Origin of the sequence: Cellulomonas sp., assembly GCF_017744555.1 — a bacterium.
GTDB lineage: Bacteria > Actinomycetota > Actinomycetes > Actinomycetales > Cellulomonadaceae > Cellulomonas.
The window spans coordinates 1-21,637 of sequence record NZ_JAGIBD010000006.1; the positions used below are offsets into that span (position 1 = coordinate 1).

Annotated in this window: 22 protein-coding genes; 6 read left to right on the top strand and 16 right to left on the bottom strand. The window is 74.6% G+C overall.

The annotated features are described in order from the left end of the window. Positions 1–884: translation initiation factor IF-3 (infC, locus tag J7523_RS05555; RefSeq protein ID WP_291883367.1), on the bottom strand; the 884-nt coding region annotated here is incomplete at its 3' end. Positions 885–1,254: 370 nt separating this feature from the next. Here infC and J7523_RS05560 point away from each other — a divergent pair. After that, positions 1,255–1,614, top strand: a complete 360-nt coding sequence (locus tag J7523_RS05560; protein WP_291883369.1) for a DUF1844 domain-containing protein — start codon at positions 1,255–1,257, stop codon at positions 1,612–1,614. Here the strand turns inward: J7523_RS05560 and J7523_RS05565 are convergent. Then, complete coding sequence (locus J7523_RS05565) at positions 1,595–3,037, bottom strand: MFS transporter (RefSeq protein ID WP_291883372.1); 1,443 nt, start codon at positions 3,035–3,037, stop codon at positions 1,595–1,597. The two genes, J7523_RS05560 and J7523_RS05565, sit on opposite strands and share 20 nt — an antisense overlap. Before the next feature lie 105 nt (positions 3,038–3,142). On the opposite strand from J7523_RS05565, the gene J7523_RS05570 reads away from it, so the two are divergent. Genes J7523_RS05570 through J7523_RS05580 form a run of 3 tightly spaced genes read left to right on the top strand, consistent with a single transcriptional unit; the run spans position 3,143 to position 5,221 of the window. Beyond that, positions 3,143–3,949, top strand: coding sequence for a hypothetical protein (locus tag J7523_RS05570; RefSeq protein WP_291883374.1), 807 nt, complete (start codon positions 3,143–3,145; stop codon positions 3,947–3,949). Further along, positions 3,946–4,677, top strand: a complete 732-nt coding sequence (locus tag J7523_RS05575; protein ID WP_291883376.1) for a serine protease — start codon at positions 3,946–3,948, stop codon at positions 4,675–4,677. The genes J7523_RS05570 and J7523_RS05575 overlap by 4 nt, the downstream gene beginning before the upstream one ends. Positions 4,678–4,690: 13 nt before the next feature. After that, a complete protein-coding gene (locus J7523_RS05580; protein ID WP_291883379.1) occupies positions 4,691–5,221 on the top strand; it encodes a hypothetical protein in 531 nt (176 codons plus the stop codon). Between the two features lie 135 nt (positions 5,222–5,356). Here the strand turns inward: J7523_RS05580 and J7523_RS05585 are convergent, their stop codons facing one another. From J7523_RS05585 to J7523_RS05620, 8 genes are all read right to left on the bottom strand, one after another. Next, on the bottom strand, positions 5,357–6,094 hold the full coding sequence (locus J7523_RS05585; RefSeq protein WP_291883382.1) for an SseB family protein: 738 nt from the start codon (positions 6,092–6,094) through the stop codon (positions 5,357–5,359). A gap of 13 nt (positions 6,095–6,107) precedes the next feature. Continuing rightward, a complete protein-coding gene (priA, locus tag J7523_RS05590; RefSeq protein WP_203758135.1) occupies positions 6,108–6,848 on the bottom strand; it encodes a bifunctional 1-(5-phosphoribosyl)-5-((5-phosphoribosylamino)methylideneamino)imidazole-4-carboxamide isomerase/phosphoribosylanthranilate isomerase PriA in 741 nt (246 codons plus the stop codon). 26 nt (positions 6,849–6,874) lie between these two features. Continuing rightward, entirely contained in the window at positions 6,875–7,525 is a 651-nt protein-coding gene (gene hisH / locus J7523_RS05595; RefSeq protein WP_291883388.1) for an imidazole glycerol phosphate synthase subunit HisH, read from the bottom strand. A gap of 110 nt (positions 7,526–7,635) precedes the next feature. Then, entirely contained in the window at positions 7,636–8,787 is a 1,152-nt protein-coding gene (locus J7523_RS05600) for a cellulose binding domain-containing protein (protein WP_291883392.1), read from the bottom strand. A gap of 97 nt (positions 8,788–8,884) precedes the next feature. After that, on the bottom strand, positions 8,885–10,561 hold the full coding sequence (locus J7523_RS05605) for a cellulase family glycosylhydrolase (RefSeq protein WP_291883394.1): 1,677 nt from the start codon (positions 10,559–10,561) through the stop codon (positions 8,885–8,887). A gap of 256 nt (positions 10,562–10,817) precedes the next feature. Beyond that, complete coding sequence (locus J7523_RS05610) at positions 10,818–11,309, bottom strand: hypothetical protein (protein WP_291883397.1); 492 nt, start codon at positions 11,307–11,309, stop codon at positions 10,818–10,820. Then, positions 11,306–11,917, bottom strand: a complete 612-nt coding sequence (gene hisB / locus J7523_RS05615; RefSeq protein ID WP_291883399.1) for an imidazoleglycerol-phosphate dehydratase HisB — start codon at positions 11,915–11,917, stop codon at positions 11,306–11,308. Before hisB ends, J7523_RS05610 begins: the two co-directional genes overlap by 4 nt. Positions 11,918–11,964: 47 nt before the next feature. Next, positions 11,965–13,080, bottom strand: coding sequence for a histidinol-phosphate transaminase (locus J7523_RS05620; protein WP_291883402.1), 1,116 nt, complete (start codon positions 13,078–13,080; stop codon positions 11,965–11,967). A 152-nt stretch (positions 13,081–13,232) separates the two neighbouring features. On the opposite strand from J7523_RS05620, the gene adhP reads away from it, so the two are divergent. Then, positions 13,233–14,264: an alcohol dehydrogenase AdhP gene (gene adhP, locus J7523_RS05625; protein WP_291883405.1), complete on the top strand. Its 1,032-nt coding sequence runs from the start codon at positions 13,233–13,235 to the stop codon at positions 14,262–14,264. Positions 14,265–14,286: 22 nt separating this feature from the next. On the opposite strand, the gene J7523_RS05630 is transcribed toward adhP, so the two are convergent. The 4 genes from J7523_RS05630 to hisD form a co-directional block, all read right to left on the bottom strand. Beyond that, a complete protein-coding gene (locus J7523_RS05630; RefSeq protein WP_291883407.1) occupies positions 14,287–15,273 on the bottom strand; it encodes an NAD-dependent epimerase/dehydratase family protein in 987 nt (328 codons plus the stop codon). Further along, positions 15,270–17,852, bottom strand: coding sequence for an alpha/beta fold hydrolase (locus J7523_RS05635; protein WP_291883409.1), 2,583 nt, complete (start codon positions 17,850–17,852; stop codon positions 15,270–15,272). Before J7523_RS05635 ends, J7523_RS05630 begins: the two co-directional genes overlap by 4 nt. Continuing rightward, positions 17,849–18,871: a 3-oxoacyl-ACP synthase III gene (locus J7523_RS05640; protein ID WP_291883412.1), complete on the bottom strand. Its 1,023-nt coding sequence runs from the start codon at positions 18,869–18,871 to the stop codon at positions 17,849–17,851. The genes J7523_RS05635 and J7523_RS05640 overlap by 4 nt, the downstream gene beginning before the upstream one ends. Before the next feature lie 133 nt (positions 18,872–19,004). Beyond that, positions 19,005–20,327 carry a histidinol dehydrogenase gene (gene hisD / locus J7523_RS05645; RefSeq protein WP_291883415.1) on the bottom strand — a complete coding sequence of 441 codons (1,323 nt, stop codon included), beginning with the start codon at positions 20,325–20,327 and terminating at the stop codon, positions 19,005–19,007. 85 nt (positions 20,328–20,412) lie between these two features. Here hisD and J7523_RS05650 point away from each other — a divergent pair, with 85 nt between their 5' ends. Beyond that, positions 20,413–20,631 carry an RNA-binding S4 domain-containing protein gene (locus J7523_RS05650; protein ID WP_291883419.1) on the top strand — a complete coding sequence of 73 codons (219 nt, stop codon included), beginning with the start codon at positions 20,413–20,415 and terminating at the stop codon, positions 20,629–20,631. Between the two features lie 3 nt (positions 20,632–20,634). On the opposite strand, the gene J7523_RS05655 is transcribed toward J7523_RS05650, so the two are convergent. Together J7523_RS05655 and J7523_RS05660 are read right to left on the bottom strand one after the other, a co-directional pair. Further along, positions 20,635–21,132, bottom strand: a complete 498-nt coding sequence (locus J7523_RS05655; RefSeq protein WP_291883423.1) for an SRPBCC family protein — start codon at positions 21,130–21,132, stop codon at positions 20,635–20,637. A 93-nt stretch (positions 21,133–21,225) separates the two neighbouring features. Then, positions 21,226–21,594: a metalloregulator ArsR/SmtB family transcription factor gene (locus J7523_RS05660; protein ID WP_291883684.1), complete on the bottom strand. Its 369-nt coding sequence runs from the start codon at positions 21,592–21,594 to the stop codon at positions 21,226–21,228. Positions 21,595–21,637 lie beyond the last annotated feature (43 nt).

Genomic DNA, 21,637 nt, shown 5'->3' on the forward strand with positions numbered 1-21,637 from the left:
GCCGCGGGACGCGGGGCCGCCGGACGGGGTGCCGCCGGACGGGCCGGGGTCGGCTCGGCGGCGGGCGTCTCGGCGGCGGGCGTCTCGACGGCGGGCGTCTCGGCGGCCGGGGCCTGCGCGGCCGGGGCCTCGACGGCGGCCGGCGTCTCGACGACCGGGGCCTCGACGGCAGCCGGCGTCTCGACGGCGGGCGTCTCGGCGGCCGGAGCGTCGGCGGGCGCCGGAGCCGCCGCAGCGGCGGCCGCGGCGGCGTTCGCCGCACGCGCGGCGTCGGCCTGCGCCTGACGACGCTGCTCCTGCTTCTGGTCCGCCTTCTTCTTGACCGGGCCCAGCACCATGATCATGTTGCGGCCGTCCTGCTTCGGCGCGCTCTCCACGAAGCCGAGGTCGGCGACGTCGTCGGCGAGCCGCTGCAGCAGGCGGATACCCATCTCGGGGCGCGACTGCTCGCGACCGCGGAACATGATCATGACCTTGACCTTGTCGCCCGCGGCGAGGAACCGCGTGACGTGGCCCTTCTTGGTCCCGTAGTCGTGCGGGTCGATCTTCAGACGGAAGCGGATCTCCTTGAGGACCGTGTTCGTCTGGTTCCGCCGGGCCTCGCGGGCCTTCATGTCCGCTTCGTACTTGAACTTGCCGTAGTCCATGATCTTGCAGACCGGCGGACGGGCATCCGGGGCGACCTCGACCAGGTCGAGGTCTGCGTCCTGGGCCAGGCGCAGTGCGTCTTCCACGCGGACGATGCCGACCTGCTCGCCGTTCGGGCCGACCAGGCGGACCTCGGCGACGCGGATCCGATCGTTGATGCGGGGCTCGCTGATTGTTGCTCCTCGGGTTCGTCGTGACCGACCGCCAGGAACGAGGAAGGCCCCCGTCCTGAGCACAGGAGGAGGCCTCTGGTAGGTCCGCTCGACCCGAGCACCGGCCGAAGGCCGCGCTCGCGCCACCGTGACGGCGATGAACCGTCCGGTGCGGACTGTGACCCGGTCCCTGTTGTCGGCGTGAGCCGTGCGGTCGAAACCCAGGTGGGAGGAACTCCACTTGTGCGCCTGATCCGCCGGAAGTGCACGAACCAGGTCAGTCGACCGCCCACTCTACCAGAGCCCCGGCGCGGCCCCGGACCGGCGCTCGCCTCGGCTCGACGCTCTGGGCGAACCTGGTGCCGGAACGCCGATGCCCCAGGACGGCACGAGCACCGGCCGGGCGTCCCTGGGCGCGCGGGCCCTGCCCGCCGCCGGTGAGAGGATCGACCCCATGAGCACCTCCCCCGACCCCACCGCCGAGGCGACGCGCGACATCGCGGACGTCGCCGCGGTCGAGGTCATCACCACGGCCGCCGTCCACCTCATGAGCGCCGCGGCGGTGAAGTGCGGGCTCGCCGAGGACGGCCCTGACGGCAAGGGCGCGGACTACCTGGACCTCGACGAGGCGCGCAAGCTCATCACGGCGCTCGCCGCGCTGGTCACCGCCGCGGCACCCGACATCGGCAACCAGCACGCACGGTCGCTGCGCGACGGTCTCCGCTCGCTGCAGCTGGCCTTCCGCGAGGCGTCCCCGTTCCCGGACGCCCCCGGCGAGGGCCCCGGCGAGAAGTTCACGGGGTCGGTGGTCTGACGCCTGCGGACCGGCGGCGGCCGCCCGCGACCGTGCGGACACGCCGCCGGACCGTGTGGCGCAGGCGCTCGGGCGAGCGGCGGGGCGCGGGCACCACCGCCGGCACCGCGGCGTGCGCGGGTTCCCGGGCAGCGGTCTCCTGACCGTCCGACGACCCGACGGTCCCGGCGTCCGGCGTCGGGTCGGTCACCGGGGCGACAGCCGGCACGACGGCCCCGGGCGCACCGGCCGACAGGCGGCGCGTCAGCGCGAGCACGACCAGGCCGACCACGGCGATGCCGCCGCCGACGAACGCCGCCGTGAGGAAGCCGGCACCGGGCGACGACCGGTCGATCACGAACCCGCACAGCGGTGCGCCGAGCGCGTTCCCGACGGTCGACATCGTGCCGCTCCACCCCATGACCTCGCCGCGGCGCTGCTCCGGCACGAGCCGGACGAGCGTCGCGTTGATCGACGCCAGCGCGGGGGCGCACGGCAACCCGGCGAGGACCACCGCGAGTGCCAGCCACAGCGGCCCGGGGGCGAACGCGGCCGGCACGGTCGCGAGCGCGAGGACGGCGACGAGCACGAGCGGGGACGGCGAGCGGTGCCGGGCACCGTGGATCAGGCCGCCCACGACGGAACCGCCCGCCCACAGCGCGATCATCCAGCCGACGTCGCTCGCGCGGCCAGCGTCGTTCAGTGCGGCGACGAGCGAGACGTCCGTGCCGACCAGGACGAACGCGGCGGCGACGGCCGCGAGCAGCACGACGACCAGGCCGGGGCCGAGCAGCCGTCCGGCGGGCGCGTCGTCCGCGTCGGACGACACCGCCGAGGTGGGCGCCGCCGAGGCCGTGGTCGCGGCCGACCGGGTCGGCAGGTTCGCCCACCACAGCAGCACGCCCGCGGCGACCGTGAGGACGCCGACGACCGTGAGCGCTGCGACGGTCGACACCTGCGTCGCGAGGACCACGCCGACCACCGGCGACAGCATGAAGGTGAGCTCCACCGCGACCGAGTCCAGCGCGAACGCCGCACGCTGCTGCGCGAGCGGGACGAGCACCGACAGCGACTGCCGTGTCACCGAGAACACCGGCACGAGGAACAACCCGGCGACGAACGCGGCCACGATGAGCAGCTCGTACGAGAGCCGCGGCGCGCACAGCCACACCGCGGACTCGACGAGCACCGACGGCGCGATCGCGCGGCGCAGCCCGAACCTGTCGACCAGGCGCCCGCGCCACGGCGCGCCGAGCGCCATGCCGACGGTGGCGGCCCCCGCGACGACACCGGCCTGGGCGTAGCCGCGCTCGAGCGACGTCACGACGTGCAGGGTGAGCACGACACCGACCATCGCGGCGGGGATGCGCGCGACGAAGGACACCACGTAGAGCCGCAGCACGCCGGGAAGGCGCAGGAGGGCGGCATAGGGCGTCCGGGACATCCGACGATTCTCTCCCGGGCCGGCGCGTGCTCCCGCACGGATTTCCGCCGACGCAGCGGTGTGACGCCTCACATCGCCCCCAGGGTGGGTCCCTATCCTGGGCAGATGCCGTCCGACGACCCCGTGCCGGGCTGGACCCCTCCGCCGACCACGCCGCCCACCCCCGCCGTACCGCCCGTGAGCCCGTCCGCGGCCTCGCCGACGACCCAGCCCGTGGCCCTTCCGCCCGGCGGGACAGCGCCGCTCCCGGCACCGCCCGCGGACCCCACCCGACCGCTCCCCCCGGCTGTCGTCCCGCACGTCCCGCGGTTCCCGGCCACGCCGTCGTCCGCAGGCGCGGCACCGACCCCGCCGTCCTCCGCGGGCCCGGCACCGGTCGGCGCCGCGACGCCCGACCGGCGACCCCGGCGCGCCGTCGTCCTCCTCACGGCCGCGCTCGTCGTCGCCGTCGCGCTCGGCGGGGCCCTCGTCGGCCGGGTGCTCGTCACGACGCACGCGTGGCAGCGGTCGAGCGCCGACTGGGAGGCGCTGGCCCGGACGCACGGCGCCGACCTGGCGACCGCGCAGCAGGAGCTGTCGTCCGCCCAGGCCCAGCTCGCCGATGCCCAGACCCAGCTCGCGACCGCGCAGGCGCGCATCACCGAGCTCGCCGACGAGAAGGCCCAGCTCGGCGACACGACCGCCGCACAGACGCAGCTCGCCGACTACCAGGCACGGGTGTCGCAGGCCGCGGGCAACGTCGCGACCGCGCTCGCGCAGTGCATCACCGGGCAGCAGAAGCTCATCGGCTACCTCGAGGAGTCCGACCGGTACGACCCGGCGGACCTCGCGCGGTTCAAGCAGGACGTCACGACCGTGTGCGGAGCGGCGACCGACGCGAACGCCGCGCTGCAGCGCGAGCTCCAGAAGTGAGGTCCGCACTCGCGCGCGGTGCCGCCACGGCGACCGTGCTCGTCGCGCTCGCCGGGTGCGCCGCGCTGCCGGAGCTCCCGGCACCGGTGCCGACGAGCGTCGTCCCGACGGACACGCCCGCACCCGCGCCGACGTCGTCGGGCAACCTCTCGCCCGACGGGTTCGACGCCGCCCAGCGGATGGCCGTGCGGATCCGCAACATCGGCTGCGGCTCGGTGTCGACGGGGTCGGGGTTCGCGATCGACGACCACACCCTCGTGACGAACCGGCACGTCGTCGCGGACTCCTCGGCCCTCCAGCTCAGCACGTACGACGGCCGGGACGTCGCGGCGACCGCCGCCAGCACCGCGGGGCTCGCCGACCTCGCGATCGTCCGGACCGCCGACGCGCTTCCCTACGCACCCGCGCTCGCCGACGCCGACCCGGTCGTCGGGGACGCGGTGACGGTGGTCGGGTACCCCCTGGGCCGCGCGCTCACCGTGACGACGGGTGAGGTGCTCGCCGCCACGACGGACCCGCTCAACGAGAACCTCGGACAGGTGTTCCTCACCGACGCGACGGTCGAGTTCGGCAGCTCCGGGTCGGCCGTCCTCGACCCCCAGGGGCGCGTGGTCGGTGTCGTGTATGCGAAGGATGAGCAGAACCGGAGTTTCGTCGTGCCTGTGAGCACGCTGCGGGCCATGCTGGACGACGACTCGGCGTTCACCCCTGCGCCCACCTGCAGCTGACCCGGAGGTTCCCATGGCCGACGTCCCACGATTCGACCCCGCCACCCTCACCGGCGCGGTCAACGACACCGTCACCGTGCGCCGCGTGTTCGGCGACGCGTACGAGCGCGGCGGCGTCACCGTCATCCCGGTCGCCCGCCTGTTCGCCGCGACGGGCCTCGGGCTCGGCGACGGCGAGGGCGGCGTCCCGCTCGGCGCGCTCGGCGCCCGCCTGCAGAGCCGGCTGGCGGCGGGGTCCGACGACTCGGGTCCGGCACCGGACAGCGGTACCGGCTCCCAGCAGGGCTACGGCGGCGGCCACGGCGGGGGCGGCGGGTACGGCGCGTACGTCAAGGCCGTCGGCGTGTACGTGATCGACGACGCGGGGGTGCACTGGAGGCCGTCGATCGACGTCAACCGGGTGATCCTCGGCGGCCAGGCCGTCGCCGCCACCGCCGTCAGCGCGTTCGCGGCGGTGCTGGCCGTCAAGGCGCTGTCGGGTGCCGTCTCGGCGGCGGCCGGCACGATCGCGAACGCGGTGTCGCACTGGGCGTCGTCCCGCTGACCGCCTGACCCACGACGGAGGGCGGCGCCGCGGACCTCGTCCGAGCGCCGCCCTCGTGCTGTCTGCGTGCGCCGACGGCATCGTGTCGACGCTCACCGGGTCCGCCGCAGCGTCGGTGCCTCCGTGCAGCGGACGTCAGGCCGGCCGCGCCGCCCGCAGCCGCAGCTCGACCGAGTCGACCCGCGTCGCGATCGTCTCGTCGGCCGCGAGCGCCGCGTTGACCTGCGCGAGGACGGCGTCGAGCCCCGCCTGGTCGAGGCCGGCCACCAGGGCCAGCGCGACGGCGACCTCGGCGCGCGCGCCCGGCACGGTCGACGCCTCGACCACGCCGCCGACCGGCGCGAGGGCTGCGCGGACGGCCCGGTCGACCTCGTGGTCCACGCGCCCGTCGACGACCGCGGGCTCCCAGGGCACCTGCTGCGCGAGCGCCCACACGGCGGGGCGGGGCACGAGCGCCGTGACGGGCCCACCGGGGTCGACCACGACGACGTCCCAGCCCTCGCTCACGACCGACAGCGCGGCGCGCGCGACGTCGGACGGGACGGGTCGGGCGTCGGACCGCCACGCCGCCGTCGCTGCGACGCTCGTGAACACGGGCAGCGCCGTGCGTCCGTCGGGTGTCCGCAGCGCGACGATGCCCGCGGACGCCTCCTTGTCGACGGTGTGCTCGTGGCCGTCGTGCACCACGACGTCGGCCGCCTCGAGCTCGGCGAGCACCGGGACCAGCACGCGCGTCCCCGCGAGGGCCCGCACGACGTCGGCGAGCGGACCGGTCCCTGCGCCGTACGCCGTCAGCGCCGCCTCGACCGCGGGGTCGGCGCTGCCGTCGTCCCCGGCGAACGGCGACGACGGCGGCAGCTCACGGCCGGCCACGGCGGTGCGGTCCTCAGGGGCGGCCGGCGACGTCGAGCGCCTCCGGCAGCGTGAACGCGCCCGCGTACAGCGCCTTGCCGACGATCGTGCCCTCGACGCCGACCGGGACGAGCGTGCGCAGCACCCGCAGGTCGTCGAGGCTCGAGATGCCGCCCGACGCGACGACCGGCGCGTCCGTGCGGCTGCAGACCTCGCGCAGCAGCTCGACGTTCGGTCCGCGCAGCGTGCCGTCCTTCGTCACGTCCGTGACGACGTAGCGCGAGCACCCGGCGGCGTCCAGCCGGGCGAGCACCTCCCAGAGGTCACCGCCCTCCTTCGTCCAGCCGCGCGCCGCGAGCGTCGTGCCGCGCACGTCGAGACCGACCGCGATCTGGTCGCCGTGGCTCGCGATCACGCGCGCCGTCCACTCCGGGTCCTCGAGCGCAGCCGTGCCGAGGTTGACGCGGGTCGCGCCCGTGGCGAGCGCGCGCTCGAGCGAGGCGTCGTCGCGGATGCCGCCCGAGAGCTCGACCTTGACCCCGCGCCCCGACAGCTCGGCGGCGACGTCCGCGAGCAGCGGCGCGTTCGAGCCGCGGCCGAACGCCGCGTCGAGGTCCACGAGGTGGATCCACTCGGCGCCGCCCTCGGCCCAGTCGAGCGCGGCGGCCAGCGGGTCGCCGTAGCCCGTCTCGGAGCCGGCCTCCCCCTGGACGAGGCGGACGGCCTGGCCGTCGGCCACGTCGACGGCAGGCAGGAGCTCGAGGCGGTCGGTCATCACTTCTCCGTGGGTGTGGGGGCAGGTCAGCGGAGCTGGTCGACCCAGTGGGCCAGCAGCTGCGCGCCGGCGTCGCCGGACTTCTCGGGGTGGAACTGGGTCGCGGCGAGCGGGCCGTTCTCGACGGCGGCGACGAACCGGTCGCCGTGCTCGGACCAGGTGACCAGCGGGGTCGTGAACGGGGTCGCACCTGCGCCGTCGTCGGTGAGCGGGAACGACCGGGCCGCGTACGAGTGCACGAAGTAGAACCGCTCGTCCTCCAGGCCCTTGAACAGCACGGACCCGGGAGCCGCGTCGATCGTCGCCCAGCCCATGTGGGGGACGACGTCGGCCTCGAGCCGGTCGACGACGCCCGGCCACTCCCCCAGCCCGTCGGTGCGCTCGCCGTGCTCGACCCCCTCGGTGAACATCACCTGCATGCCGACGCAGATGCCGAGCACGGGCCGTCCGCCGGCGAGGCGGCGGTCGACGACCTGGTCGCCGCCGACCTCACGCAGGCCGGCCATGACGGCCGCGAACGCGCCGACACCCGGGACGACCAGCCCGTCGGCCTCGATGGCCGCATGCTTGTCCGCCGTCAGCTCGACCTCGGCGCCGACCCGCTCCAGGGCGCGCACGGCCGAGCGGACGTTGCCGAATCCGTAGTCGAGGACGACGACGTGAGGCTGGGTGGGCACCGGCCCAGGCTACCCGCGGCACCGCGTGGGGCTGCCCGGGCGTCCACGCACGAGGACGGGTCCGGCAGACCTCCTGCCGGACCCGTCGTCTCACGTGCGTCAGCGACCGCTCACGGGGTGGTGCAGGTGAACCCCGAGGTGGGCGCCGTGCCGCTGGCGGTGAACCCGAACGTCGTCGAGCCACCGCCGTTCAGCAGCCCGTTGTAGGCCGCGTTCTTCACGGTGATCGCCGAACCGCTCGTCGTGAGCACGCCGTTCCAGAGGTTGGAGATCGTGGTGCCGCTCGGGAGCGTGCCCTTGACGGTCCAGCCGCTGATCATCGACGAGCCCGCGTTCGCGACCGTCACCGTGCCCTGGAAGCCGCCGTTCCACGCGTTGTCGACCTTGAGCGTCGCGGTGCAGCCCGAGCCGTTCGGCGGCGGCGTCACGGTCGGCGTCGGGGTCGGCGAGGGCGGCGGCGTCGTGCCGTTCGTCGTGACCGAGAAGTTGTTCACCGCGAGGCCGGTGCCGCCGATCCACGGCTCGAAGCCCGCCTGGATGCTCGTGAGGTACCAGCTGTTCGACCCGTAGCCCCGGCTCACGACGTCGTTCCAGAACGCGCTCACCGGGAAGCTGATCGAGCTGGTCGGCGACTGCCGGACGTAGGAGATGACGTTCCAGCCCGACGAGCCGTACCAGACGTCCCACGTGGCGCCCGCGACGTTCGCGGTGCCGACCTTCGAGCCGATCGGCTGGATCGAGCCGGTGTGGTTGAGCCAGACCATCAGCTCGGCGCCGTCGTTCTGCTGCGTGGTCGTGGTCGGACGCGACTTGTTGAACCAGATGTCGTACGCCGCGTCGTAGGTGCCGCTGCCCGGGTACGTCATGCTCACGCTCGTCGTGATCGAGCCGAAGCGCGAGTCGCTCGCCTGCAGACCGTTCGGGCTCAGGATGTTGTTGTTCGTCGTGCAGTTGCCGTAGTGGCACCCGTAGTAGATCGCCGGGTACGACTTCGGGGCGCCGTTCGTCGCCGCCTGGCCGTCGGCCTGCGTCACGGTGAAGCCCGTCGACGAGACGTCGATGCACTGCGTGGCGCTGGTCCCCCAGCGGTTGTTCATCACGACGTAGCGGCCGCTCTGCACGGACGCGCTGCCGTATTGCTCGCAGATCACGGGGGCCGCGGTGGCCGTCTGGGCGCCGGACAGGCCGAGCAGGCCCAGCACGGCGGTGAGCAGCGCGGTCAGCACGACGGTGCGCGACCGGGCGCGGGTTCGGTGGGTCATGGCACTCCTTCGATGCATCGATGCAGTGGAGGAACCGGACGGACGGGAGCCGTCGGACGGCGGGCCCTGTCACCCGCCGCCCGACGGCGGCCTCAGCTCAGGAGCACGCGACCCCGTTGAGCTTGACGTTGCTCGGCGCGGGGCTCGACGGCCCGTTCGCGACGAGCCCGATGCTCGCGACCGCACCGGCGGCCAGCGACGGGCTCCAGGTCGGCGCGGTGACCGTGACGGTCGTGCCGCTCTGGCTGAACGTGCCGTTCCACCCGCTGCTCACGGTCACGCCCGACGGCACCGTGAACGTGATCGTCCAGGGGTTGAGGGCCGACGACGAGCCGTTCTTCGCGGTGATCGCCGCCTGGAACCCGCCCGCCCACGTGTTGGTGAACGTGACGGTCGACGTGCACGCGCCGGGGTTCTGCGTGGGCGTCGGGGTGGGCGTGGGCGTCGGGGTGGTCGGGGTCGGCGTCGGCGTGGTGGGCGTCGGCGTCGGGGTGGTGGGCGTCGGGGTCGGCGTCGAACCGCGGCGGACCGGCGGCACGAGCGCGGACTGCAGGATCGACTGCTTCGCCGTCTGGACCGTCACCCAGTCGTCCTTGACGATGCCGCCCGTGTCGCCCGAGTCCGGGTTCCACGACCAGTACGTGAACGAGATGCCGTTCGTCTTCATGTAGTCGACGAGCGCCGTGAGCCACTTCGTGTCGCGCGGGTCCTGGAGCGTGCTGCCGAACTCGCCGACCAGCACCGGCGCGATGTTCTGCTTCACCAGGTAGCCCCAGTAGTGGTCCCACGTGGCCGGCAGGTTCGCCGGGAAGTCCGGGTGCTTGGTGGTGTCGAACCACTCCTGGTGGTCGTACACCGAGATGCCGTAGTCGTGCGCGGAGTACACGAGCTTGTTGTTCGCGCTGAGCCGCACCGGGTACGTCCCCGCGTTCGCGAGGTTGCCGCCCCACCAGCTGCAGTTCGCCGGGTCGTCGGGGATGTTGTCCCACTGGTTCGCGACGCCGCCCGAGAGGCACGAGACGCCCTCGACGATGACGAGCCAGTTCGGGTTGGCCGCGAGGACGGCGTTGCCGATCCGCTCGGCGGCGAGCCGCCAGTCGCGCGCGGTGTCGCCGCATCCCCAGCACGAGCCGGTGCTGTTCGGCTCGGTGCCCTCGGCGTGCGGCTCGTTGAACAGGTCGGCACCGATGACCGTCGTGTTGCCCGCGTACCGCTTGGCGAGGAGCTGCCAGTCGGCGATCTCGCTGGCCTCCGAGACGGTGGGCGTGTACCAGAGCGCCGTCTGGCCGGCCGCCGTGGGGCGGTGCCGGTCGAGGATGACGCGCATGCCGAGCTGGCCCGCGTAGTCGACCACCTTGTCGAGGATCTCGAGCGGCGACAGCCCGATGAGGTCGGGGTTGGTGTTGGAGTTCACGCTCGTCGCCTGCGCACCGGACCGGAGGGCGTCGCCGGCGAACGGCACGCGCAGGGTGTTGTAGCCGAGCTCGGCCATGTGGTCCATCTGCGACTTCCACGTGACGCTGGCCCACAGGCCGTGGAACGTCTTGTTGTCGGTCTCCATGCCGAACCAGTTGATGCCGGTGAGGCGGACCGTGGCACCCGTGGAGTCGACGATCTGGCTGCCCTTGGTGCTGAGGTAGCCGGTACCGGTGCCGTTCGCGTTCGCCGCGGTCGCGGCGGACCCGGAGACGGCGACCAGCGCCGCCGCGGCGACGGCGAGGGCCGCCGCCGAGCTGACCAGACGGGCGACGATGCCGCGTCTCGTGCGTGTCATGAACGCTCCTGTGAGGGAGATGGGAGCGCTTCCGCCACTCCAGCGGGGCGGGCCGGCCAGCACGGTGCGCGGCGGGGCGGAAGGGCTTGTGGGCAGCGTTCATGCAAGCAGCACTCGAACCGTTCCGACAGGAACTGCAACGTTTAGGCGCGACGAATGGACGAGCCCCGCGCAGGGTCAGGTGGTCGCACGTGCGCCGACGACGAACGACCCGCGCGGTCGTTGCTCGCGCGGGTCGTCGGCCGAGGACAGGACCTCAGGACGTCGGCCGGCGGCGAGCGCCCTCGGCGAGCATCCGTGTCGCGCGCCACCGGGACAGCCCGACGCTCGTCACGACGTCGGCGAGCGTGGTCGGGTCCACCGAGTCGAGCAGGAGCTCCTCGAGCACCGGCGGCGCGTCCGACAGCACGAGCCCCGCCGGGAGCTTGTCGCCGCGCGCACCGGCGGTCCACCGCGTCGCGGTGATCTGCCCCTCGCGCCGCTCCAGGAGCACCACCGGGACGGAACGGAGCAGCTTCGAGATCGCCGCGGCACCGTCGGGCGCGGCCGCGGGGTCGCGGAGCACGGCGATCGCGCCGACCTCGGACGGCACGACGTCGACGTCGACCTTCGCGAGGGCGCAGGCCGCCGCGAGCGGGCCGGGCGCCCCCACCTGGGTGAGCACGAGCGCGACCGACGGCGTCTCGGCGGTCCCGTCGAGCAGCCCCGACAGGTCGTCGGGCACGACGATGTCGTCGTCGTCGCTCACAGCGCGCCCTTGGTGGACGGGATCCCGTCCACGCGCGGGTCGAGCGCCACTGCGAACCGCAGCGCTCGGGCCAGCGCCTTGAACTGCGCCTCGACGATGTGGTGCGGGTCGCGGCCCGCGAGCACGCGCACGTGGATGCTGAACGCCGCGTGGTGCGCGATCGACTCGAGGACGTGCCGCGTCAGCGAACCCGTGAAGTGCCCGCCGATGAGGTGGTACTCCTGGCCGGCGGGCTCGCCGGTGTGCACGAGGTACGGGCGGCCGGACACGTCGACGACGGCCTGCGCGAGCGCCTCGTCGAGCGGGACCGTCGCGTCGCCGAACCGCGAGATGCCGCGCTTGTCGCCGAGCGCCTCCCGCAGCGCCTCGCCGAGCGTGATCGCGACGTCCTCGACGGTGTGGTGCGCGTCGATGTGGGTGTCGCCCGTCGCCTTGACCGTGAGGTCGATGAGCGAGTGCTTGCCGAGGGCCGTGAGCATGTGGTCGTAGAACGGCACGGTCGTCGAGATGTCGGTGCGGCCGGTGCCGTCGAGGTCGATCTCGACCAGCACGCTCGACTCGCTCGTGGCGCGCTCGATCCGCGCCGTCCTGCCCTTCGCTGGGCTCACAGTCTCTCCTCGTCCCACCTTGTCGCTCGTCACGCCCGGGCGGACGCTCAGAGCCCTGCCACGTCGACCAGGGCGTCCTTGAACGCCTGCGTCTCGCTCGGGGTGCCGACCGACACGCGCAACCAGCCGTCCGGCCCCGACTCGCGGATCAGCACGCCACGGTCGAGCAGACCCTGCCAGATCGCGCGCCGGTCGTCGAACACCCCGAACAGCACGAAGTTCGCGTCGGACTCCGCGACCTCCAGCCCGCGCTCGCGCAGCCAGACGACGAGCGCGTCCCGCTCGTCCCGCAACGAGCTGACCTGCGCCATGAGCGTCGGCGCGTGCCGCAGCGCGGCCCGGGCGACGGCCTGGGTGACGGCCGACAGGTGGTACGGCAGCCGGACCACGCGCAGCGCGTCGACGAACGCAGGTGCTGCGGCCAGGTAGCCGACGCGTGCGCCGGCCAGGCCGAAGGCCTTCGACATGGTGCGGCTCACCGCGAGGTGCGGGTGGTCCGCGAGCAGCTCGAGGGCCGACGGCGTACCCCGCCGACGGAACTCGCCGTACGCCTCGTCGACGACGACCACGCACCCGCCGGGCACGTGGGCGGCCGCCTCGAGGACGGCGAGGACCGTCGACGCCGGCAGTGCCGTGCCGGTCGGGTTGTTCGGGCTCGCGAGCAGCACGACCGACGGCGCGAGCTCGGCGATCGCGTCGCGCGCCACCTGCGGGTCGAGGCTGAAGTCCGTCTCGCGCCGGCCCGTGACCCAGCCGGTGTGCGTGTCCCGCGCGTACTCCGGGTACATCGAGTACGTCGGCGCGAACGAGACCGCGGTGCGCCCCGGGCCGCCGAACGCCTGCAGGACGTGCAGCATGATCTCGTTCGAGCCGTTGGCGGCCCAGACCTGCTCGGGGGCCAGCGTCACGCCCGACTCGCCGGCCAGGTACGCCGCGAGGTCCGCGCGCAGGCCCAGGAAGTCGCGGTCGGGGTAACGGTTGAGCCCGGCCGCCGCGGTCGCGACCGACGCCGCGATGTCGGCGACGACCTCGGCCGAGGGCGCGTACGGGTTCTCGTTGACGTTCAGGGCGTACGGCACGTCGAGCTGCGGGGCGCCGTACGGCTCGACGCCGGCGAGCTCGGGACGCAGGGGCAGCGACGGGCGCACGAGGTCGGAGGGCACCCTCCGATTCTACGGACGGCCCGGTGACCGACGTCCGTCACGTCCGTCATCGGGGACGATCGTCCTCTCCCGCCCGGCACGCCGTCGGCCTACTGTCGAGAGCGGGACGGCCGCTCGACCGCCCCGATGTGCGCACCGTCGAGGAGGACGAGATGAGCACCATGAAGGCTGCAGTCGTGCGGTCGTTCGACGCCGAGCTGGACGTCACGGACATCGAGATCCCGACACCCGGACCGCACGAGGCCCTCGTCGAGGTCCGGTACTCGGGCGTCTGCCACACCGACCTGCACGCGGCACGCGGCGACTGGCCGGTGAAGCCGACCCCGCCGTTCGTGCCCGGGCACGAGGGGGCCGGGACGGTCGTCGCCGTCGGTGACCTCGTGACGCGCGTGCAGGTCGGCGACCGGGTGGGCAACGCGTGGCTGTGGTCGGCGTGCGGCGAGTGCGAGTACTGCGAGACCGGCTGGGAGACCCTCTGCCCGCAGCAGAAGAACGGCGGCTACGCCGTGGACGGGTCGTTCGGGCAGTACATGCTCGTGGACTCCCGCTACTGCCCGATCATCCCCGACGGCGTCGACCTCGCAGCGGCCGCGCCGATCCTGTGCGCGGGCGTCACCGTGTACAAGGGCCTCAAGGTGACCGACACGCAGCCCGGCGAGTGGGTGCTGGTCTCCGGCATCGGCGGCCTGGGCCACCTCGCGGTGCAGTACGCGGTCGCCATGGGCCGCCGGGTCGCCGCGATCGACGTCGACGAGTCGAAGCTCGCCCTCGCGCGCAAGCACGGCGCCGAGGTCACGGTGAACGCCGCGACGGAGCCCCACCCGTCCGGGCGGCTGCAGGAGCTCACGGGCGGCGGCGTGCACGGTGCGCTCGTCACCGCGGTCAACGCGCACGCCTTCCCGCAGGCGGTGGGCGCGCTGCGGCGCGGCGGCACGGTGTCGCTCGTCGGCCTGCCGCCCGACCAGTTCCCGCTGGACATCTTCACGACGGTGCTGTTCGGGCTCACGGTGCGCGGCTCCATCGTCGGCACGCGCAAGGACATGGCCGAGGCCATCGACTTCTTCGCGCGCGGCAAGGTCAGCCCGACCTACACGGTGCGGCCCATGAGCGACATCAACGCGATCTTCACCGAGATGGAGGAGGGGCACATCGACGGCCGCATCGTCATGGACATGACGGCCTGACGGAGGCCGGCCGACGCGGCGTTCACGCGGAGGCGGAGGCGGCGGCGAGCCGCGCGAGGCCCTCGTCCAGCGACACCCGTGGGGACCACCCGAGTGCCTCGCGGGTGCGCCGCTGGTCGAACCAGTGCGCCGTCGACAGCTGCTCGGCCACGAACCGGGTGAGCGGTGGCTCGCCCGCGAGCGGGAGCCGGGCCCAGACGGCGTCGAGGCCGCCACCGAGCGCGCGGGCGACCACGCCTGGCACGTGGACGCGCGGCGCGGGCGCACCCGATGCGGCGCAGATCGCGCGCAGCAGCTCGACCACGGGCCGGGGCTCACCGTTGGTCACCACGTACGCCTGCCCGCAGACGTCGTCCGGTGCGGTCACCGCTGCCACGAGCGCGTCGGCGGCGTTGTCGACGTAGGTCGTGTCGATCAGCGGCGCCCCCGAACCCAGGACCGGCAGCCGGCCGGCGCGGGCGCGGGCGACGACACGGCCGACGAGCTGGGTGTCCCCGGGACCCCAGACGACGTGCGGCCGGACCGCGACGACGCGCATCGCGTCGCTGTCGGCCGCGAGCGCGAGCAGCTCGGCGGCGGCCTTGGTCCGGGCGTACGGACCGCGCGCCAGGCCCGGCTCGGCGGGCCCCGCGGGTGCGCCGACGAGCGACCCGCCGATGTGCGCGACGGACGGCGACGACACCTGGACGAACCGCCGGGCACCGGAGGCGCGCGCGGCGGCGAGCAGGTGCCGGGTGCCCTCGACGTTGACCTGCCGGTACTCGTGCTCGGGCCCGGTGATGTCCACCTTCGCCGCGAGGTGGACGACGGCGTCGCACCCGTCGACCGCGCGCTCGACCGCGACGGAGTCGGTGAGGCTGCCGAGCACGTCGTGCGCACCGTCGACGTGCGCGGGCCGGCGCTGGAACGTGCGGACCCGGGCGCCACGGGCGGCGAGCGTGCGCGCGACGGCCCCACCGAGCATCCCGCTCGCCCCGGTGACGAGGACGGTCGAGCCGTCGAGCGTCACAGCCGGGCCCGCCGGCCGGCGAGCACAGCGTCCGCCCAGGCCGCCACCGCCGCTCGGTCGATCTTCGAGTTGTGGCGCACGTCGGTGGGCAGCCGCGCGGCGACGAGCACCGCGGCGACCCGCAGGGGCGCGACCGCCGCACGGACCGCGGCGGCGAGCTGCTCGTCCGCCACGACCTCGCGGGCCGGGGCCTGCGGCTCCACCACCACGACGAGCTGCTGCGTGCCGCGTGGGCCGACGCCGACGCCCGCCGACCGGACCACGCCCGGCACCTCGTCGACCCGCTGCTCCACGCCGACCGGCGTCACGACGCCGTCCGCGGTCACGACGACGTGGGCGAGCCGCCCCTCGACCCACAGACGACCCTCGGCGTCGAGGTGCCCGACGTCGCCCGTGCGGTGCGCGCCCGGGTCGCGGGACGACGCCTGCTCGGTGAGCCAGAGCCGGTCGTAGCGCACTTTGCGGTGGGGGCCGGACACAAGGACCTCACCGACGACCCCTGGCTCCGCGGTCGGCTCGCCGGTCGCGCACCCGTCGGCGTCCAGCGCGCTGATCCGCACATCGGCGCCCGCCACAGGGCGGCCGACGCACACGCCATCACCCGGGCCTGCCGCCCGGATGCCGGCGAGGTCGATGTCCGTGACGGGCAGCATCTCGGTCATGCCGTACGGCGTGTGCAGCGCCGCGCGCGGGAGCAGCTCCGCCGCCTCCGCGAGGAGCCGCTCGGGCACGGGAGCGCCCGCCGAGAGGAACGTGGTGACCTCCGCGAGGGCCGCGCGGTCGGCCGGGGTCAGGTCGCCCTGCGTGGCGAGCACGCCCGCGAGCGCGGCCGGTGACGCGAACACCACGCGGCCGTCGATCGCGCGCACGGCGTCCGCGAGCGCGCGGGCCGTCAGCGTGCGCGGCGCCGTGACGTCCATGTCGGGACTCGCGGTCGTCGCACCGAGCGCCGGTCCAAGGAGCGCGAACGGCGCGAACGCGGCGACGAACGGGTGGTCCGGACCGACGCCGTACGTGCGGCCGACCGCGTCGCGCATCGCGCTCAGGCCACGCTGCGTGTACACGGCGCCCTTGGCCGGCCCCGTCGAGCCGGACGTGAACAGGACCGCGGCCTCGTCGCCCGGCCCGGGCGTCGGCAGGTCCACGGCGGACACGCGTCCGAGGTCCGCGACCTCGGGCAGCGTCGCGACGACGCCGAGGGCACGGCGCAGCCGACGGCGCACCGGGCCTGCAGCGACCAGCGTCGACGACCACCCGAGCGCGCGGGCCGCGACCAGAGCCCGCTCGATGCCGACCACCGCGGCGGGGCGTGCCGAGCGCACCGCCCGGCTCAGCCCGCGCACACCCAGGCCCGCGTCCGCGACGACGACGACCGCACCGATCCGCAGGCACGCGTACAGCACCGCGGTCAGGTCGCCGCCCGGCGGCACGAGCACCGCGACCCGGTCGCCGGTCTGCACGCCGAGCGTGACCAGGCCGCGGGCGAGCTCGTCGACCCGGGTCGCGAGCAGCGACCACGGGATCGTGCGCGTCCGGCCGCCGTGCAGCTCGACGAGCGCCGGTCCGTCGTCGTCCTGCCGGTCCGCGAGCGCCGCCCCGAGTGGCGTCCAGGACGCGTCGACCGGCGTCTCCTCCTGCGGCGATGCCGCCGACAGCCGTGCGTCGAGCCACTGGAGCACGCCCCCGGCGAGGTCCTCGTCCTCCCCCACCAGGTGCCCGGCACGCGGTGAGCGGTGCACGTCCGCATGCGGCAGGCGCACGCTCAGGTCGTCGAGGAAGCGGTCCGAGAACACCGGGTCGCGGGCGCCCCACAGCAGCAGCGCGGGCACGTCGAACGTGGAGACCGCCGCGGCGATCCGGTCGAGCGTGGGGCGGCTCGGGTGGTCGGCGGTCGCGGGGATGTCCGCGACGAAGTCCCCGATCGCCTGCCGCCGGTCCGCCGTGCGGTACGGGGCCCGGAACGCGGCACGGACGTCCGGGGCAAGGGTCGGGTGCGCCAGCGCGAGGGTCGTGTCGAGGAACGCGGTCGTCGTCACGGTCGACGCCGTGCGGACGCCCGGCGCCATCGCGGGCCGCAGCACCGCCGGTGCGCGGTCACCCGGAGGCAGGTGGATCGCCGTGTTCAGCAGCACGACCCCCGCGAGGACGTCGCGGTGCTCGGCCGCCCAGCCGAGGCTCACCACCCCGCCCCAGTCGTGACCGGCGGTGACGACCGGCCCCTCGAGGCCGAGCTCCTTGGTGAGCGCGCCGAGGTCCGCGACCCGATCCTCCAGTCGTCGGACCCGTCCGTCCCGCTCGGAGAACCCCATGCCGAGCTGGTCGACCGCCACGACCCGCCACGGCCGATCGGCCCGCGCACCGGCCGCCACCAGCCGACGCCACAGGTACGACCACGTCGGGTTGCCGTGCACGCACAGGATCGTGCCCACGGGCTCGGCCGGGAGCGCGTCCCGGTTGTCGAGCACGTGCCAGGTGCCCGACCCCGGTACGTCGACGAGGCGTGACCAGGCCGGGTCGAGGCCCGGCAGCCCTGCCGGGGGCAGCGACGCCGGCGCGCGCCGGCCGTCGGCCGAGCTCACCAGACGATCTCCGTCATCGCGGTGTTGAGGCCCGAGCCGACGCCCATGCAGAGCACCCGGTCCCCCGCCGACAGGCTGCCCTGCTGCGCGACGAGCGTCATCGGCAACGAGGCCGGTCCGACGTTGCCCCAGCGCGGGAACGTCGTCGGCACCTTCGCCGGGTCGAGGCCGAGCGCCTGCACGAGCGACTGCGTGTGCACCGTCGAGACCTGGTGCGTGACGAACCGGTCGATGTCGGCCCAGCCGCGCTGCGGCGCCGCCTCGCGCCACGCGTCGACCACGAGCTCCAGGCCGCCGTCGAGCAGCCCACGCGGGTCGGTGCTCATGCCGTCGACGCCGCCGACGCACAGCGCGTGGTGCTGCGTCGCGGCGCGCGAGATGCCGCCGACCAGACGGTGCGCCCCGGGGTGCGTCGACGCGCGGCCGAGCACGGCGGCGGCAGCGCCCGCACCGAGCGTCAGCGTCGCGAACTCGCGCAGGAAGTCGGCGCGCGTGCTCGACGGGTCGGACAGCCGGCGGATCGTCGCCTCCTGCGTCGGCTGGGGGTCCTCGCCGTCGACCACCACCGCGTAGTCCACCTGACCGGCGTCGATGAGCTGGGCAGCGAGCGTCAGCCCGTTGACGAACCCGAGGCACGCGTTCGTCAGGTCGAAGTTCTGGGCGCGCGACGGGAGCCCCAGGCCGTCGTGGATGCGCGACGCGACCGACGGCTCCAGATGGGTCCGGGTGACCGACGTGTTGACGAGCAGCCCGACGTCGTCGCCGTCGACGCCCGCCTCCGCGAGCGCCTTCGCGCCGACGGCGATCGCAGCGTCGTCGAACGTGGTGCCCGCGTCCCACCAGCGGCGCTCGTGCACGCCCGCGACCCGGCCGAGCAGACCGCGCGGCAGACGCAGCCGTCGCAGCGTGGGACGCAGCTCCTCGTCGAACCGCGACGACGGGACCGGCACGGTCGCCTCGATCGCCGTGACCGCGAGCAGTGCCACGTCGTGGTGCTCGAACGTCGCGTTCCCGTTCACCTGGGCGCCCTCCGGAGTACCGACAGTCCGGGCGCGCTCACGAACGTCGTCCCGTCAGCGTCCATGTAATCAGGTGCACGGCCGGACGGCCTGGTCACGGGCTGTCCGGCACGTCACACCCCTCGGGCACGGGTCACAGCCGCGCCTGCACCGCCTCGCCGTGCGCGGGCAGCCCCTCGGCCTCGGCGAGGGCGACGATCCGGGCGGACACCTCGCGCAGCGCGTCGGCGTCGTACTCGACGACCTGCACGGCACGCAGGAACGAGTGGACGCCCAGGCCGCTCGCGAAGTGCGCGCAGCCGCCCGTCGGGAGCACGTGGTTCGAGCCCGCCATGTAGTCGCCGAGCGACACGGGCGAGAACGGCCCGACGAAGATCGCACCCGCGCTCGTCACCCGCTCCGCGACGTCCGCGGCGTCGGCCGTCTGCACCTCGAGGTGCTCGGCACCGTACGCGTTGACCACCACGAGCCCGGCGTCGAGGTCGTCGACGAGCACGATCGCCGACTGCGGGCCGGCCAGTGCCGTCATGACGCGCTCCCGGTGCCGCGTCGCGCCGACCAGGTCGACGAGCTTCGACTCGACGGCGCCCGCGAGCTCGACGGACGGGGTGACGAGCACGGCCGCGGCCAGCGGGTCGTGCTCCGCCTGCGACACGAGGTCGGCCGCGACGTGCACCGCGTCGGCGGTCCCGTCCGCCAGCACCGCGATCTCGGTCGGCCCGGCCTCGGCGTCGATCCCCACGAACCCGCGCACCAGTCGCTTCGCCGCGGCCACGTACACGTTGCCGGGCCCCGTCACGACGTCCACCGGCTCGCACAGCGTCTCGCCGTCCACGTCGTCCGTGCCGGCGGCGCCGAACGCGAGCATCGCGACGGCCTGCGCGCCGCCGACGGCGTACACCTCGTCGACCCCGAGCAGCGCGCACGTGGCGAGCACCACCGGGTCGGGCAGTCCGCCGTTGTCCTTCTGGGGCGGGGACGTCACGGCGAGCGAGCCGACGCCCGCCTCCTGCGCAGCGACGACGTTCATGACCACGGACGACGGGTACACCGCGAGCCCGCCCGGCACGTACAGCCCGACGCGGCGCACGGGGATCCACCGCTGCCGGACCTGGGCCCCCGGGGCGACCTCGACGGTGAAGTCCGCCGGCACCTGGGCGGCGTGCACGCTGCGCACCCGGCGGATCGTCTCCTCGAGCGCGACCCGCACCTCGGGGTCGAGCGCGTCGACGGCGGCCGCGACCACGTCGGCGGGCACGCGCAGGTGCTCCGGCCGCACACCGTCGAACCGCTCGGCGAGGTCCCGCAGCTCGGCCGCACCACGCTCGCGCACCGCCGCGAGGATCGGGGCCACGACCTCCGCGGCGTGCTCGACGTCGACCTCGGCGCGCGGCAGCACCTCGAGGAGGTCACGACGGGACAGGGAGCGACCGCGCAGGTCGATGCGGGTGATCACCCTCGCGAGTCTAGGCGTGCAGGCACCCGCCGGCCGGGGTGACCACGAGGCGGGCATTCGCGTCGCGGTCGGGCAGACTGCACCCATGACGCAGGTGCCCATCGCCGACGACTCCATCCGGCTCGGCCAGTTCCTCAAGCTCGCGGACCTCGCCGAGTCGGGTGCGCAGGCCCGCGAGCTCCTCGAGGACGGGGCCGTCACCGTGAACGGCGAGCCCGAGGCCCGCCGCGGACGTCAGCTGGTCCGCGGCGACGTCGTCGAGGTGGACCTGCCGGGCGGGCGGGAGTCCGCGACCGTCGGCTGAGCCTCACGCCTCCCGGTACGCCGGCAGGGCGGCCTCGAAAGCCTTGTCCCACGGGCGGACCGGACGACCCGCGACGGCGTCGTCGAGCAGGTCGAGGCTCGCGTGCCACCCGCCGCCGTAGCCGCGCGCGGCCGACAGCGTGAGACCCGAGTGCACGAGGACCAGGACCGTCGCGTCCCCGTCGGGGCGCAGGGACGCCTCCACGCGGGTCACGGGCTCGCCGGGGAAGGCCCACGACACCGCGAACCCGTGCGGGGCGTCGCACGCGAGCACCTCGCCCGTCGCGTTCTGGTCGCCGCCGGGCACGTCGTCGCCCATGCGCAGCTCGAACGCGCCGCCCGTGCGCAGGTCGCCGTGGACAGGGCCCAGCCAGCGGGCGACCCGGTTCGGGTCGGTCAGGGCAGCCCAGAGGTCGTCCACGGTCGTCGGGTACGTGCGCTCGAAGCGGACCGTGGTTCCGTGCGCGTCCGAGGTCAGGAATCCGCGCCGGTCAGTCGTCATCGTGCGGCCCTCCGTCGTCGTGCGGCTCCGTGTGGTCGGGCAGCCGGGTCACCGTGCGTCGGTCGTGCGGTTCCGTGCGGTCGGGCAGCCCGGTCACCGTGCGTCGTCATGGGTCCCCGGGTCGTCCGGCGCTCCCGCGCGGCGCGCGGGAGCGCCGCGTGCGATCTCGGTCCCGAGCGCGTCGAGCCGCTGGTCCCAGAACCGGCGCACGCCGTGCACCCACTGCTCGATGTCGTCGAGCGGCTCGGGCCGCACCGAGTACAGCCGGACCGCCCCGCGTGGTTCGGAGTCGACCAGGCCGGACTCACGCAGCACCCGCAGGTGCCGGGACGTCGCCGGCTGGCTGATGCCGAACTCGGCGCCCACCACGGCAGCCAGCTCGCCGGCCGGGCGACCGCCGTCGGCGAGCAGCTCGACGATCCGGCGTCGGACCGGGTCTCCCAGCGCGTCCATCGGGTGCACGGGGGGCACGTTTCCACTCTGCGTTATATAACGCAAGAGTGAT

What these genes read in the sequence shown, in the direction of transcription:
- J7523_RS05655 (WP_291883423.1), bottom strand. Translation starts at nt 21,132, where the DNA reads ATGACGACTGACCGGCGCGGATTCCTGACCTCGGACGCGCACGGAACC.
- J7523_RS05565 (WP_291883372.1), bottom strand. Translation starts at nt 3,037, where the DNA reads ATGTCCCGGACGCCCTATGCCGCCCTCCTGCGCCTTCCCGGCGTGCTG.
- J7523_RS05570 (WP_291883374.1), top strand. Translation starts at nt 3,143, where the DNA reads ATGCCGTCCGACGACCCCGTGCCGGGCTGGACCCCTCCGCCGACCACG.
- J7523_RS05600 (WP_291883392.1), bottom strand. Translation starts at nt 8,787, where the DNA reads ATGACCCACCGAACCCGCGCCCGGTCGCGCACCGTCGTGCTGACCGCG.
- priA (WP_203758135.1), bottom strand. Translation starts at nt 6,848, where the DNA reads ATGACCGACCGCCTCGAGCTCCTGCCTGCCGTCGACGTGGCCGACGGC.
- J7523_RS05580 (WP_291883379.1), top strand. Translation starts at nt 4,691, where the DNA reads ATGGCCGACGTCCCACGATTCGACCCCGCCACCCTCACCGGCGCGGTC.
- J7523_RS05560 (WP_291883369.1), top strand. Translation starts at nt 1,255, where the DNA reads ATGAGCACCTCCCCCGACCCCACCGCCGAGGCGACGCGCGACATCGCG.
- adhP (WP_291883405.1), top strand. Translation starts at nt 13,233, where the DNA reads ATGAGCACCATGAAGGCTGCAGTCGTGCGGTCGTTCGACGCCGAGCTG.
- J7523_RS05650 (WP_291883419.1), top strand. Translation starts at nt 20,413, where the DNA reads ATGACGCAGGTGCCCATCGCCGACGACTCCATCCGGCTCGGCCAGTTC.
- J7523_RS05605 (WP_291883394.1), bottom strand. Translation starts at nt 10,561, where the DNA reads ATGACACGCACGAGACGCGGCATCGTCGCCCGTCTGGTCAGCTCGGCG.